Raw genomic sequence first — 14,200 nt, 5'->3', positions numbered from 1 at the left:
GGGTCGGTCAGACCGGGGTGACGCCGTGCCGGCGCCGGGAGAAGTGCCGCTCCTTGCCGCGCGCGGCGGCGAACCGGCGTACCAGCTCGGCGCGCAGCTCGTGCGGCTCGACGATCGCGTCCACCACCAGCTCGCTGGCGAGGCGGACGACGTCGATGTCGCGCTCGTACTCCTCGCGCTTCGCGGCCACGAACGCGGCCCGCTCGGCCTCGTCCTCGATCGCCGCGATCTTGTTGGCGTAGACCGCGTTCACGGCGGCCTCCGCGCCCATCACCGCGATCTTCGCGGTGGGCAGCGCGATGGTGGCCTCCGGCTCGAACCCGGGACCGGCCATCGCGTAGAGACCCGCGCCGTACGCCTTGCGGACCACCACACAGATCTTGGGTACGGTCGCCTCGGAGATCGCCGTGATCATCTTGGCGCCGTGCCGGATGATGCCCTGCTTCTCCACCGCGCTGCCGACCATGAACCCGGGTACGTCGCTGAGGAACAGCAGCGGCACGTTGAACGCGTCGCAGAGCTGCACGAACCGGGTCGCCTTGTCGGCCGAGTCGACGAAGAGCACGCCGCCCTTGAACATCGAGTTGTTCCCGACCACGCCGACGACCTCGCCGTTGAGCCGGCCGAACCCGATGGTCAGCTCCTTGGCCCACAGCGCCTGGATCTCGAAGAAGCTGCCCTCGTCGAGCAGGCCCTTGACGTACCGGCGCATGTCGAACGCCTGCCGCTCGCTGGCCGGGACCAGCGCGGCCAGGTCGGCCTTCTCCGGCGCGTCCACCGCCTCGGCGGCCGGCGGGTCCTGCTTCCAGTTCGACGGCAGGTACGACAGGTAGGTCCGCACCACGTCGAGCGCGTCGTTCTCGGTCTTGCAGAGGAAGTGGCCCACGCCGGACTCGGCGCAGTGCACCTTCGCGCCGCCCATCGCCTCCAGCGTGGTCTTCTCGCCGGTGACCATCTCGACCATGCGGTCGGAGCCGAGGTACATGCTGGCGTTGCCGTCCACCATGGCGACCACGTCGCAGAACGCGGGGATGTACGCCCCGCCCGCCGCGCTGGGCCCGAACAGCGCGCAGACCTGTGGGATCGAGCCGGAGGCGCGGACCTGGTTCCAGAAGATCTTGCCGGCGCCGCGCCGGCCCGGGAACAGGTCGACCTGGTCGGTGATCCGGGCGCCGGCCGAGTCGACCAGGTAGACCATGGGAACGCCGGTCGAGTACGCCCGCTCGATGATCCGGATGATCTTCTCGACGGTACGCGCGCCCCAGCTGCCGGCCTTGACCGTGGAGTCGTTCGCCATCAGGCAGACCTGGCGGCCGTCGATCGTCGCGGTGCCGGTGACCACGCCGTCGGCGGGCAGCCCGTCGGCCATCGCGTTGGCGTAGAGCCCGTCCTCGACGAAGGAGCCCTCGTCGACCAGGTACGCCACGCGCTCGCGGGCGAACAGCTTCCCCTTTGCGGCGTTGGCCGCGTGGTACTTGTCCGCTCCGCCGGCGCGGGCGCGCTTGCGTAGCTGCTCCAGAGCCTCACCGTCGAGCGTCACGCCGACTCCCGTTGCCACGGCCCCCGCACAGGGCGCCCACCGACCTGAACGATCGTTAGGCTACCCCACCCGCGTCCCTCCCGGCGACCCGCCACACCGGCCCCGCCCTCGCCCCGGTGATCAAGGAGTTCGCGTCCAGTCGGCGGGCGAATCGGGACACAAACTCCTTGATCACCGGCAAGTAGAGGGGGCGGGAGGGCAGGGGTCAGGCGGGGAGGGGGGTCAGGCGGGTTCGGGGGCCGGCCCGGAGGACTCCGGAGGGCAACTTCTTGCCCACCAGGGATTCGGCCAGTTCGGCGGCCTCGATCAGGGCGTCCAGGTCGATGCCGGTGTCGACGCCCATGTCGTGCAGCATGTGCACCGCCTCCTCGGTGGCCAGGTTGCCGCTGGCACCCGGCGCGTACGGGCAGCCGCCGAGACCGCCGACGCTGGCGTCGAACTCGGTGACGCCCAGTTCCATCGCGGTGAGCATGTTCGCCAGGGCGGTCCCCCGGGTGTTGTGGAAGTGCAGCAGCACCGGCAGATGGGCGTTGCGGTCCCGTACCGCCGTGACCAGTTCACGGACGCGCCGGGGCGTACCCATGCCCGTGGTGTCGCCGAAGGCGACGCGGTCCGCGCCGTCGCGGGCGACGCGGTCGACGATCGCGGCGACCCGGCGGGGGTCCACGTCGCCCTCGTAGGGGCAGCCGAAACTGGTCGCCACGATCACCTCGGCGGTGGCGCCCGCGCCGTGCAGCAGGTCGATCAGCTCGGCGATGTCGTCGAGCGACTCGTCGGTGGAGCGGTTGACGTTGCGGCGGTTGTGCGTGTCGCTGGCCGAGACCACCACCTCGATCTCGGTGAAGCCGGCCGCGAGCGCCCGCTGCGCGCCGCGAGTGTTCGGCACCAGGGCCGAGTAGCGCACGCCGTCGACCTTCTCCGCCCGCTGCCACACCTCGTCGGCGTCGGCCATCTGCGGGATCGCCTTCGGGTGGACGAAGGAGACGGCCTCGACGCGGCGTACCCCGGTGCGGGACAGCGCGTCGAGCAGCCGCACCTTGGCGTCGGTGGGGATGGGCTCCTCGTTCTGGAGGCCGTCGCGGGGACCGACCTCACGGATGCTCACGGATTCCGGAAGTTGCGCCATCAGGTTCACCTCACTTGAGTCGAGCATGACACCGGGTGGCGTCAGCGCATCCGGGCGACGATGCCGGTGTCGTAGTCGCCGGAGAGGAACTCCTGGTTCTCCAGCAGCTCGGCGAAGAACGGCAGGTTGCACTTCGGGCCGACGATCTCGAACTGGGCGACCGCCGCCCGCGCCCGCTGGACCGCCTCCTCGCGGGTGTCCCCGGTGAGGATCAGCTTCGCCATCAGGCTGTCGTAGAACGGCGTGACCGTGTTGCCGGCGACGTAGCCGGAGTCGACGCGTACGCCCGTGCCGGACGGCTCGTTCCAGGTGGAGATCGCGCCCGGACCGGGCAGGAAGCGCTTCGGGTCCTCGGCGTTGATCCGCAGCTCGATGGCGTGACCGCGCGGCGTCAGCGCGTCCGGGTCGAACGTCGGCGCCAGGCCGGCCGCCACCCGCAACTGCTCCTCGACCAGGTCGACGCCGTAGACGTACTCGGTGACCGGGTGCTCGACCTGGAGCCGCGTGTTCATCTCCAGAAAGAAGAACTCCTGCGTGGAGGGGTCGAGCAGACATTCCACGGTTCCGGCGTTGCGGTAGCCCACCGCCTCGCCCGCGCGTACCGCCGCGGCCAGGAACCGCTCGCGCAGCTCGGGCGAGACCGCCGGGGACGGGGACTCCTCGACCAGCTTCTGGTTGCGCCGCTGCACCGAGCACTCCCGCTCGCCGAGCGCGACCACCCGGCCGTCGGCCAGGCCGAGGATCTGCACCTCGACGTGACGCACCCGGGGGAAGTACCGCTCGATCAGCACCGAACCGTCGCCGAACATCCGCTCGGCGAACGCGCGGACCTTGTCGTACTCGGTGCGCAGCGCCGCCTCGTCCGCTGCCACGCCCATGCCCATGCCGCCGCCGCCCGCGGCGGCCTTGACCATCACCGGGTAGCCGATCTCCGCGGCGGCCGCGACCGCCGCGTCCAGGTCGGTCGCCGGCTCGGTCGTGCCGGGGGCGACCGGCACGCCGGCCGCCGCCATCAGGTTCCGGGCATTGATCTTGTCGCCCATCGCGGTGATCGCGTCGGCGCCGGGCCCGACCCAGATCAGGCCGGCCCCTTCGACGGTACGGGCGAAGTCCGCGTTCTCGGACAGGAAGCCGTAGCCGGGGTGGATCGCCTGCGCGCCGGTGCTACGGGCGGCGTCGAGGATCGCCTCCACGTTCCGGTAGCTCTGCGCCGGGTTCGCCGGGCCGACGCAGACCGCCTCGTCGGCCTCGGTCACGAACGGCAGCGCGCCGTCGGCCTCCGAGTGCACCGCGATCGTCCGGATCCCGAGCCGCTTGCCGGTACGGATGATCCGCCGCGCGATCTCCCCCCGATTCGCGACCAACAACGATTCGATCATCTTCTGCACGGACGTGACCCCTTCTCGACGCAAAGCCGGGGTCTCTTCTTAACACGCGTTAAGGTACGCGCGGCGTGTCAGGTCGGTCGGTGGGCGCGAGCAGTGCCGCCAGGGTGGCGGCGCGCAGCAGTTCGGCCCGGCGCCGGCGATCCACCTCGCCGCCGAGGAACGGGGTCGAGTTCATCAGGCCGAACGCCGCGTGGGCGAGCACCCGGGCCTCGCCGTCGGGCAGGCCGGGGTGCAGCGCGGTCAGCACTGTCACCCACTCCTCGACGTACATCCGCTGGAGCCGGCGAATCCGGCGGCGCGGCTCGTCCGGGAGGCGGTCCAGCTCGTGCAGGTGCAACGCGATCACCGCCGGGTTGGCCAGCGCGAAGTCGACGTGGAAGTCGATCAGCGACTCCAGCGCCGCACGCGGGTCGCCCGGGTGACCGGCGGCGCGTTCCCGCCCGCCCGCGAGCAACCCCTCGCTCACCGGGATCAGCGCGGCGACGAGCATCGCCTCCTTGCCGGCGAAGTGGTGGTAGAGCGCCGGACCGGTGACCCCGGCCGCCGCGCCGATGTCGTCCATCGACACACCGTGGTAGCCGCGCGCCGCGAAGAGGCCGACCGCGATCTCCAGGATCTCGTCCCGCCGGGACCGGCGCCGGGCCGTACCCGCCGCCCTCCGTGCCTGCTGTTCCACCGCCACCGGACCAGCCTAGACCTCGCGTTCGAGCTGGGGCAGCCCGCGGTTACCCAACGGTCACCCCAGCCCGTCGCGTCAGTCCTCCTCGATGCCGTGCTCGGCGCGGACCTTCGCCGCATCGGCCTCCCGACCCTGCTCGTCGAGCGCGCGGGCCAGCAGCCAGGCGGCCTGCGTGGCCGGGCGGGAACCGGTGGGCAGCCCGCCGAGGACCGGGCGCAGCAACCCCTCGGCCTGCTCCGGCCGCCCGTCGCGCAGCAGCAGCTCGCCGGTCAGCACCTCGACCTGCGCCGCCTCGCCGAACGCCTCGATCGACCGCAGGCGCTCCGGCACGCCGTCCACCCGATCCAGCGCGGCGGTGAGCCGGTCCTCGCCGATCAGCACCCGGGCCACCGCGTCGGCGGCCATCGCCTGCTCGTACGTGACCACCGGCGGCTCGTCGGCCCCGACCGGGAGCGCGGCCGCCGCCTCGTCCACCCGCTCGATCGCGGCCACCGCGGCCGGCAGGTCACCGGACCAGTGCAGGGCGAGCAGTTCCCGCCGCCGGGCCCGCAGCTCGTCCACCTGGTAGCCGGCGAGCCGCCAGGCGGTCGCCGCCGCCGCGAACCGCTGCGCGGCCAGGGCGTCCCGGTCGGCGTCGTAGAGCAGGCCACCGGACTCCTCCAGCACCTGCGCCCGGTGGGGAAGATTGTCGGGCCCGTCCAGGTTCTCGGCCAGCGTGTCGAGCACCGTGAGCGCCAGATCCGCCTCGCCGAGACCCGCGTAGATACCCGACAGCATGTGCCGGCACCGGTCGGCCTCGGCCTGCGCGCCGGCCCGGTCGAGCCCGAGCACCGCCTCCTCGGCCACCTCGGCGGCCTCGGCCAGCCGCCCGGCCACCCGGTACGCCTCGGCCAGCTCCCAGCGCAGCAGCGCGTCGCCCTCCAGCCCTTGCTCGACGCAGAGGGTGACCGCCTCGGCGAGATCCTCCACCGCCTCGCCGGCCCGGTCGGCGGCCATCAGCGCCCGGCCCCGGGTCACCCGCAGCGGCAGGTGGGCGCCGGCCGGTGCGACGGACAGCGCCTCCTCACAGGCGGCCACCGCGTCGGCCGGGTCGTCGGTGGCGCGGGCGTACGCCATGCAGGCGCCGGTGAGCATCTCGGCGTCGCCCAGCTCGCCCGCCAGCCGGCGGGACCGGACCGCCGCGTCCCGGAACTCCTCGGCCCGTTCCAGCTGCTCCAGCACGTGCGTGCGGTGCAGCGCGACCCGCCCGGCGAGCCACGGATCCGCGTCCGCCTCCGCGGCGGCCCGGTCGAGCGCGTCGAGCGCCTCCGCCCACTGCTCGCGGTGCACGTGGGCCAGGGCGAGGCGATCCCAGCCGGCGGCCCGGTCACGCGGCCCGCCGTGCTCGGTCAGGTAGTCGGCCGACTCCCGGGCCAGGGCCAGCCCTTCGTCCGCGCTCTCCTCGACCATGCTGAGCAGCACACCGAGCCGCCCGGCCACCACCTGGGCGCGCAGCGGGTCCGGCACCTCCCGCCACGCGGCCAGCGCCTCCCGGTTGACGTCGACCGCCATCGGCACGCTGTCGTCGTCCTGGGACAGCTCACCGGCCCGCAGCTCCAGCCGCCACGCCCGGGTGGTCGCGGGCACGGCGGCGTCGCCGAACCGCTCGTCGTACGCGCGCAACGCGGCGACCAGGCCGTCCCGGCGGTTGGTGCGCCAGAACTCCTCGGCCAGCGCGAGCAACTCGTCGGCACCGGCGTCGGCCGGCACGGTGACCGGCGGCGCGGAGGCCACCGGAGTGTTCGAGCCGGTACGCGACGCGGGCACCGCCGGGCGGCGCAGGCTCGCGGAGAGCGGCAGGTGCTCACCGACCGGCCCGGCCGCCAGCTTGCGGGCGATCAACCCGGACTGGTGCGTGGTGCCGTTGCGGGCGTCGAAGCGCTCGGCCAGCGCGGTCGCCGTACCGGCCAGCTCGTCGGCGAGCGCCACCGCCGGCACGTCCGCGGCCGGCCGCTCACCGGAGGCGCGGCGGTGCACCGTCAGTTCCGCCGGCACGTGACGCAACGCCGCCGAGGCGGCGGCCGCGAAGTGCATCGCGGCAGCCGGGGTGGGCGCCCGGTCCAGCCAGTCCAGGTGCCGCTCGACCAGCTCCAGCGCGCGAGCCTCGTTGCCGGTCGCGGTGCAGAACTCGACGTGGTCGGCGATGTCCCACAGGTCGGCCAGGTTGCCGCGCACCCGCCGGTATGCCTCCCGGTGCGCGTCCCGCGCGGCGTCGCCACGGCCGGTCTCCCGGTAGGGGGTGAGCAGCGCGGTGAGGATCCCCTGCGGCTGCTCGCTACAGGTCAGCCGCCCGGCGAGCACCGGCTCGGCCAGCGCCACCGCCTCCTCGTGCCGGCCGTGCCGCACCAGGTGCGCGACCTGCGTGGTCGGGTCGCAACCGGCACAGTCGGACAGCGCGTCGCGGGGCGTGGTCATCCACTTGCGGTACCACTGCTCCGCCGCCTCGTCGTCGCCCAGGTGCGCGGCCACCAGGTAGCGGTGCTTGTGGACCGCCTGGAGCGAGTGTCCCGAGTCGCGGTAGCGCCGTTCCATGTCGTCGAGCACCGCGTACGTCCGGTCCAGCGGAAGCTCCGGGAACTTCACCATGGCGTTGACCATGTACTTGAAGAACCAGAGCAGCTGGTGCGTGTAGCGCTGGTGGTAGGGCTGCGGGTCCTTGTCGTACTCGGCCAGGCACCAGGAGAACGTGACGAAGGACTTCGCCGGCTCGCCGCCGTAGACGTACGCGGTGGTGCCGGTGACCCGGGCGGCGAAGGCGAGGTGCCGGTCGTCGCCCGCGTCGGCGCGGCGCAGCAACTGTTCCAGCACGGCGATCTGCCCCGGGCCGTACGGCATGGATTCGATCTCGTGGTGCATCCGCCAGAGGTCGTCGTCAGTCACGGATCTCTCCCGGTACGGCCCGGCCGAGCAGGCCGAGGAAGGAACTGTTCAGCAGTGCGGCGTCGGCCGCCCGGATCGGGTGGTGCCCGAGCAGCAGGGCCTGCCCGTAGAGCGCCTCGACGGCCAGCCCGACCAGCTCCGGGTCGGCGAGCGTGGTGACCCGTCGGACCAGCGGGTTGCGGTGGTTGAGCACCAGTTGCGGGCGGTCCGGCGGGGCGGAGGCGGCGAGCGCGTCGAGCACGCCGCCCCACAGCTCGTCGGCCTTGCCCCGGCTGGCGGCGAGCTGGTCGTGGAACGCGGCCGACCGGGACACCAGGTAGAGCGCCGGCAGCGAGACCGGGTCGTACGCCCGGATCACGACCTCGCAGCCGAGCCGTTCCAGGGCCCGCTGCGCGGCGGTGAGGAACGGCCGCAGGGCCAGCTCGGTCGCCGGGTCGAGGATCTCGAACCGGGTGGTGAGGTCGCTCGGCTCCAGCCGCTCGATCAGCACCGAGCGGTCCACCGTGGGCAGCCGCTCGATCAGCTCGGTGTCGTACGTGTAGCCGCCGTTGACCACTGCCAGGTCCTGCGCGGCGGCCACGGCGGCGAGCTGGCGGAACTCGTCCAGGCTGGCGGCGTACCGGAGCACGCCGTGCCGCTGCCGGAACTCGGCGAGCGTGAGCGTGCCGACGTTGGTGTCCATCGGCCACCACTGGTCGACCAGCCGCAGCATCTCGTCGTCGTGCATCGCGAGCGCCTTGACCCCGAGGTGGTGCACCTGGAGGAACTCCCCGAGCCGGCGCGGGTCGTGCTTGGCGAGCCGCACCAGCCAGCCACGGATCTGGTCGCCGAGCGACTCCCGGACGGAGGTGAGCAGCACGTCCTCGTAGAGCGCCTCGCGGCTGGCGGTGGGGCGCAGCTCGCTGGCGTCGACCACGCAGTGGGCGAAGAAGGCCCATTCGGGCAGCAGCCCGTCGGCGTGCTCGCTGAGCAGCATCCGCTTGAGGTAGACGCGGTGCCCGGCCCGGGCGGCCGGGTTCACCGCGGCGGGCAGGATGAACGCCACGCCGGTCAGGCCGGCCTCGGGCACCGACAGCGGCACCACGTCGAACGGGACGAACCCGAGCAGCTCCTGCGCGTACCGCTGAAGCGCGGCCCGGTCCACGGGCGCACCGGGCGTGGTCGGCCACGGCGGCGGGCCGGAGGTGGTCGGCGTGTCACCGACCCGGACGTCGACCGGCAGCAGGCCGCCGTAGAGGCGGGCCAGCTCGGTGACCGTGGGTACGCCGAGCCACTGGTCGGCGTCGCGCCGGGGCACCAGCGTGACTGTGGTGCCGGGCTCGTCCCGGGCCTGCTCCGGCTCGGCGAGCCGCACCGCGTACCGCCCGTCGGACCAGCCCGTCCAGAGCACTGTGGGCTCGTCGGCGTGCCGGGTGACCACCCGGATCTCGTCCGCCACCAGGAAACAGGAGAGCAGGCCGATGCCGAACTGGCCGAGGAACTCGTGCCGGGAGAAGCCCAGCTCGTCGCGCTTGGAGCTGCGGCCGATGGTGGCGAGCAGCTCGTGCACCTGTGCCTCGGTCAGGCCGATGCCGGTGTCGTGTACGCGCAGCGTTCCGTCGCCGGTCAGCTCCGGCGGCTCGATGCGGACCCGCGCCGGGGCCTTCGGCTCGGCGGACCGCCGTGCGGTGATCGCGTCGACGGCGTTCTGGAGCAGCTCGCGCACGTACACCCGCGGGCTGCCGTAGAGGTGATGACTGAGCAGGTCGACCACGCCACGGAGGTCCACCTGGAAGGTGCGGTCCAATCGCGCTCCCGGTTCGGATTTTCGGCGCTCACCGTACCGGTCAGCGCCGACAGTGTCCGTCCCGTTTCACCCTCGCCCCCACTCCCCGCGATCTTGCACTCTCCGCCCGGGCAAGACCGTACACAAGGGACGGCGAAGGGGCCACCACTGCAAGATCAGCGAGGTCGAGGACGAGGGCGGGAGCTCGCGGGTTCGAAGCCCGCTAGGCGAGTGGCGATGCGCCGGCGGGCCGGCGGCAGCGCGGAGACCGCTCGGAGCAGCAGGTTGCGTAGCGGGCGGAGGGGCGGTGGTGCGGCGGCCAGGCGGGTCAGGCCGGCGGCGAAACCGAGCACCTCCTCGGCGAGGGGGCGGCGGTCGGCGGCGTACCCGTCGAGGGCCTGCGGGCCGGCGGCGAGCGCGTCGCCGAGGGCGACCGCGTCCCGCAGGCCGAGGTTCATCCCCTGCCCGCCGGCCGGGCTGTGCACGTGCGCCGCGTCCCCGGCGAGCAGCACCGGGCCGGAGCGGTACGTGCTCGCGATCCGGTGGTGGATCCGGAACCGGGACGACCACGCCATGCCGGTGATCCGGTCCGGCCGGCGCGCCGGACCGCGCTCGTCGAGCAGCGCCTGGAAGTGGTGCGCCTGCGGGTCGCGCGGCGCGTCGCCCACCGTGGCGACCAGCCGGACCGTGCCGTCGGGCAGCGGCGCCCAGACCAGCGGGCCCTGCCGGGACAGGAAGAGGCTCACCTGGTCGCGCGGGAGCGCGCTGTCCACGTGTACGTCGGCGAGCAGGAACGACTCCCCGGGGTCGGCCGGGCCACCGAAGCCGATGCCGGCGAGTTCGCGGACCCGGCTGCGCATCCCGTCCGCGCCGACGATCCAGCGTGCCCGGACCGCGCGGCCGCCGTCGAAGCACGCGACGGCGCCGTCGCCGTCGAGGTCCAGCCCGGTCATCTCGTACGGCCGCAGCACGCGCCCGCCGAGCGCGGTGAGCCGGTCGGTGAGCACCGCCTCGGTCTCGGCCTGCGAGATCAGCAGCGCGTACGGGTAGCGCGACGGCAACCGGTCGAAGGGGACGGTGAGCAGTACCCGGTCCCGGTCGCGGACGCTGAACCGGGCCGAGCGCAGCCCTCGGGCGGCGAGCGGCGCGGCGATCCCGATCCGGTCCAGCACTTCGAGGGTGCCGGCGTGCACGACTGCGGCGCGCGACGTGACCGGCGGCTCGGCGAGCCGGTCGACGACCGTCGCGGTCACGCCGTGCCCGGCCAGCGTCAGCGCCACGGCCAGGCCGGTCGGCCCGGCTCCCACCACGAGGACGTCAGTGCGTTCGGGCAGCATCGCTCCACCTCCGGGCTCGGGTCAACAACCGTTTGCCAACACTTGTTGACTCCACTGTAGAGGCGATGTCAACACGTGTTGGCCTACAGTCGTGGACGTGACCGAACCCGCCACCCGCGCCCGCCGCTCGGACGCCACCCGGGCGGCCATCCTGCGCGCCGCCCGGGAACGCTTCGCCACCGACGGCTACGACCGGGCCACCATCCGGGCCATCGCCGCCGACGCCCGCATCGACCCCTCGATGGTGATGCGCTACTACGGCAGCAAGGAGGGACTCTTCGCCGCGGCGGCCGAGTTCGACCTGCGCCTGCCCGACCTGGCCGAGGTGCCGCCGGACCGGCTCGGCGAGACACTGACCCGGCACTTCGTGCGCCGCTGGGAGGCGGACGGGACACTCGTCGCCCTGCTCCGGGCCGCCGCCACCAACCCCGGCGCGGCCGAACGGATGCGCGGCGTCTTCGCCGACCAGCTCGCCGCCGCGGTGGCCCGTTCCGTCGCCGAGCCGGCGACCGCCGCCCGGCGGGCCGGCCTGGTGGCCAGCCAGATCCTCGGTCTCGCACTCACCCGCTACGTCGTCCGGTTGCCGCCGGTGGTGGACCTCGACCCCGAGGAACTGACCGCCTGGGTCGGCCCGACGATTCAGCGCTACCTGACCCAACCTTTGCCCCCGTCCCACGCGTCTGGCGGGTGACGGAGGGAGCAGCCGGATGGGGCGGAACGCGGACGACGGGCGGGCGGACTACCTCGCCTTCGTCGAGGCGCACCAGCACCGGCTGCTGCGCGCCGCGTACCTGATCTGCGGGAACCGCCACCAGGCCGAGGACCTGCTCCAGGACGCGCTGCTCAAGCTGGCGCTGCGCTGGTCGTCGGTGCGCGACGGCGACCCGGCCGCGTACGTGCGCGCCATCCTCTATCGCGACGCCGTCTCCTGGTGGCGGCGCCGGCGACGGGAGTGGCTCAGCGCGTACCCGCCGGACCGGCCGGGCGCTGACGCCGACGCGGCGCTGCGGCTCACCGTGCGCGCCGCGCTGGACCGGCTGCCACCGCGCCAGCGGGCCGTCGTGGTGCTGCGCTACTTCGAGGACCTGACCGAGGTCGCCACCGCCGAGGCGCTCGGCGTCACCGTCGGCACCGTCAAGAGCCAGTGCCACGACGCGCTGCGCCGGCTGCGCCACGTCGTACCCGCCCCCGGCACGTCCGGGGACGACCTGGTGACCGGGATGGAGGCGAACCCGTGAACGAACCCGAGCTGACCCGGCTGCTGACCCGGGCCGCCGAGGAGATCCGGCCGACCCGGCCGGCCGAGACGGGATGGGTGCGGGCCGGGCGGGTCCGCCGCGCCCGCCGGGCCGCCGGTGCCGCGGCCGTCGCCGTGGTCCTGCTCGGCGGCGGTACGACGGTGCTGCTGCACCGCTCCGGCCCGCCCCCCGCCACACCGGCCCGCCCGACCGTGACCTCGGCGCCGAGCGCACCAGTGGTGCAGCGGCCCCCGGACCGGCTCGGACAGGCGGGCGACCCGCTGGGCCGGCTCGGCGACCCGGTCGCCGACAGCCTCTCCGGCCGCCCGGTGCGCCGGGCGCTGGCGCTCTATCAGCCGATCGACCCGGAGACCGGCGAGGCCGGCCCGGTCCGGGTGCTGGGTGACGACGGCACGGTCCGGGAACTCGACGTGGTGACGCTCGCGCCCACCCGCGACGCCGGGGGCAACGAGGCCGCTCCGCTCAAGCCGGGCAGCCTGTCGCCGGACGGCCGTACCGCCGCGTTCGCCCAGACCGGAGAGGTCGTCGTGGTCGGCCTGACCGACGGCGCGGTCCGCCGCTACCCGCTCACCGGCTACCTGGAGCACGTGGTCTGGGCCGGGGACCGGCTGGTGGTCGGAGACAACGACACCGCGTACGAACTGGACCGGCGCACCGGGTCGGCACGGAAACTCCCGGTCGACCCCTGGACGCTCGTCGTGCCCGAGCCGGGCCGGCCCGGCGACCTGTTCACTGTCGGCGGCTGGTCCGGGGACGGCGGCCTGGCCGTACGCCGGTTCCCCGCCTCCGGTGGCGCGCCGGAGCGGCGGCCGGTGACCACCGATGAGCTTCCCCCCGGTTATCAGGTGAACGAGGTGTACGGGCGAGGCTGGCAGCGCGGCGACCGGATCGGCCAGGCCGGGTGGACCACCACCGCGGGCGCCCCCGGCATGATGATCGGCGCCGAGGGCGTGGCGGTGCTCGACGCCCGGACCGGGGCGGTGACCCGCCTGCTCGACCTGGGCCGCGAGGACCGGGCGAAGGGGTGCTGCGAGGTGTACGGCTGGACCGCCGACGGCGCATTGCTGCTCCGCTACGACGCCGGGCTGGCACGGTGGCGGCCGGAGACCGGCGCTGTCGACTGGGTGGCGAGCAACGTCCCCGGCCGGCTGTCGATCGCCGCCCGCTGACCGACTCGGAACGCGGCCGGAACGAGCCGGAACCGGCCGGTGCCACCGCGCGGCGACGGCGGGACCGGCCGGGACGCTCAGCGGGTCAGGCCGCCGGGCTGGTCGCCCTTCACGACGGGGGCCCGGACCAGGTTGCCCCACTCGGTCCACGAGCCGTCGTAGTTGCGCACCTGCGGGAACCCGAGCAGGTGGTGCAGCACGAACCAGGTGTGGCTGGACCGCTCGCCGATCCGGCAGTACGCCACCACGTCGTCGGACGGGCTCAGCCCGAGCTGGTCGGCGTAGATGGCGCGCAGCTCGTCGGCGGACTTGAACGTGCCGTCGTCGTTCGCGGCGGACTTCCACGGCTTGCTCACCGCGCCCGGGATGTGCCCGCCGCGCAGCGCGCCCTCCTGCGGGTAGTCCGGCATGTGCAGCATCTCGCCGGTGTACTCGCCGGGCGACCGCACGTCCACGAGCGGCCGGCCGGCCGCCACGTGCGCCATGACCTGTTCCCGGTACGCGCGGATCGGCGCGTCGTTGCGCTCCGGCACCGGGTACGAGGCGCGGGGCCGGCTCACCTTGTCGCGGGTCAGCTCCCGGCCCTCGGCGATCCACTTCTGCCGGCCGCCGTCGAGCAGCCGCACGTCCGCGTGGCCGAAGAGGGTGAAGACCCAGAGGGCGTACGCGGCCCACCAGTTGAAGTTGTCGCCGTAGAAGACGACTGTGTCGTCCCGCCCGATGCCCTTGGCCGCGCACAGCTCGGCGAAGCTCGCGGCGTCCAGGTAGTCGCGGGTGACCTGGTCGTTGAGTTCGGTGTGCCAGTCGACCTTGACGGCGCCGGGGATGTGGCCGGTGTCGTAGAGGAGCACGTCCTCGTCGGACTCGACCACCACGAGCCCTTCGTCGCCCAGGTGCTCGGCCAGCCACTCGGTGGTGACCAGGCGCTGCGGGTCGGCGTACGACTGGAGGTGGGGATGCGGATCGCTCGGCACAGGCATGATCCCCAAGGTACGCCGGATCAGCGGAGTACGGTGCC

11 protein-coding genes are annotated in these 14,200 nt (G+C 73.8%); 3 read left to right on the top strand and 8 right to left on the bottom strand.

All coding sequences use genetic code 11. The features are described from left to right. Positions 1-7: 7 nt before the first annotated feature. The 7 genes from GA0070562_RS01210 to GA0070562_RS01180 all read right to left on the bottom strand — a co-directional run bounded on the left by GA0070562_RS01210 (position 8) and on the right by GA0070562_RS01180 (position 10,754). Positions 8-1,540, bottom strand: coding sequence for an acyl-CoA carboxylase subunit beta (locus tag GA0070562_RS01210; protein WP_091413652.1), 1,533 nt, complete (start codon positions 1,538-1,540; stop codon positions 8-10). A gap of 205 nt (positions 1,541-1,745) precedes the next feature. Next, positions 1,746-2,666: a hydroxymethylglutaryl-CoA lyase gene (locus GA0070562_RS01205; RefSeq protein WP_091415981.1), complete on the bottom strand. Its 921-nt coding sequence runs from the start codon at positions 2,664-2,666 to the stop codon at positions 1,746-1,748. A 41-nt stretch (positions 2,667-2,707) separates the two neighbouring features. Then, complete coding sequence (locus GA0070562_RS01200; protein ID WP_091415978.1) at positions 2,708-4,045, bottom strand: acetyl-CoA carboxylase biotin carboxylase subunit; 1,338 nt, start codon at positions 4,043-4,045, stop codon at positions 2,708-2,710. 58 nt (positions 4,046-4,103) lie between these two features. Beyond that, a complete protein-coding gene (locus tag GA0070562_RS01195) occupies positions 4,104-4,736 on the bottom strand; it encodes a TetR/AcrR family transcriptional regulator (protein WP_091413650.1) in 633 nt (210 codons plus the stop codon). A 72-nt stretch (positions 4,737-4,808) separates the two neighbouring features. Next, positions 4,809-7,652 carry a hypothetical protein gene (locus GA0070562_RS01190; RefSeq protein WP_091413648.1) on the bottom strand — a complete coding sequence of 948 codons (2,844 nt, stop codon included), beginning with the start codon at positions 7,650-7,652 and terminating at the stop codon, positions 4,809-4,811. Continuing rightward, the gene (locus tag GA0070562_RS01185) at positions 7,645-9,438 is read right to left on the bottom strand and encodes an HSP90 family protein (RefSeq protein WP_091413645.1); all 1,794 of its coding nucleotides are present in this window, start codon (positions 9,436-9,438) and stop codon (positions 7,645-7,647) included. The genes GA0070562_RS01190 and GA0070562_RS01185 overlap by 8 nt, the downstream gene beginning before the upstream one ends. 155 nt (positions 9,439-9,593) lie before the next feature. Beyond that, positions 9,594-10,754: an FAD-dependent monooxygenase gene (locus GA0070562_RS01180; RefSeq protein WP_091413643.1), complete on the bottom strand. Its 1,161-nt coding sequence runs from the start codon at positions 10,752-10,754 to the stop codon at positions 9,594-9,596. Between the two features lie 91 nt (positions 10,755-10,845). Here GA0070562_RS01180 and GA0070562_RS01175 point away from each other — a divergent pair, with 91 nt between their 5' ends. Genes GA0070562_RS01175 through GA0070562_RS01165 form a run of 3 tightly spaced genes read left to right on the top strand, consistent with a single transcriptional unit; the run spans position 10,846 to position 13,182 of the window. Next, positions 10,846-11,445 (top strand): TetR/AcrR family transcriptional regulator, encoded by a 600-nt coding sequence (locus tag GA0070562_RS01175; protein WP_091413640.1) that lies wholly within the window; start codon positions 10,846-10,848, stop codon positions 11,443-11,445. Positions 11,446-11,461: 16 nt separating this feature from the next. Then, on the top strand, positions 11,462-11,992 hold the full coding sequence (locus GA0070562_RS01170; protein WP_091413638.1) for a SigE family RNA polymerase sigma factor: 531 nt from the start codon (positions 11,462-11,464) through the stop codon (positions 11,990-11,992). Further along, the gene (locus tag GA0070562_RS01165; protein ID WP_091413635.1) at positions 11,989-13,182 is read left to right on the top strand and encodes a hypothetical protein; all 1,194 of its coding nucleotides are present in this window, start codon (positions 11,989-11,991) and stop codon (positions 13,180-13,182) included. Before GA0070562_RS01170 ends, GA0070562_RS01165 begins: the two co-directional genes overlap by 4 nt. A gap of 77 nt (positions 13,183-13,259) precedes the next feature. Here the strand turns inward: GA0070562_RS01165 and GA0070562_RS01160 are convergent, their stop codons facing one another. Further along, positions 13,260-14,162, bottom strand: coding sequence for a sulfurtransferase (locus GA0070562_RS01160; RefSeq protein ID WP_091413633.1), 903 nt, complete (start codon positions 14,160-14,162; stop codon positions 13,260-13,262). Positions 14,163-14,200 lie beyond the last annotated feature (38 nt).

The sequence above is a fragment of the Micromonospora tulbaghiae genome (assembly GCF_900091605.1).
GTDB classification, from domain to species: domain Bacteria; phylum Actinomycetota; class Actinomycetes; order Mycobacteriales; family Micromonosporaceae; genus Micromonospora; species Micromonospora tulbaghiae.
The sequence above is the reverse complement of the archived record's forward strand: the minus strand, read 5'-3'. Positions and strand labels throughout refer to the sequence as shown.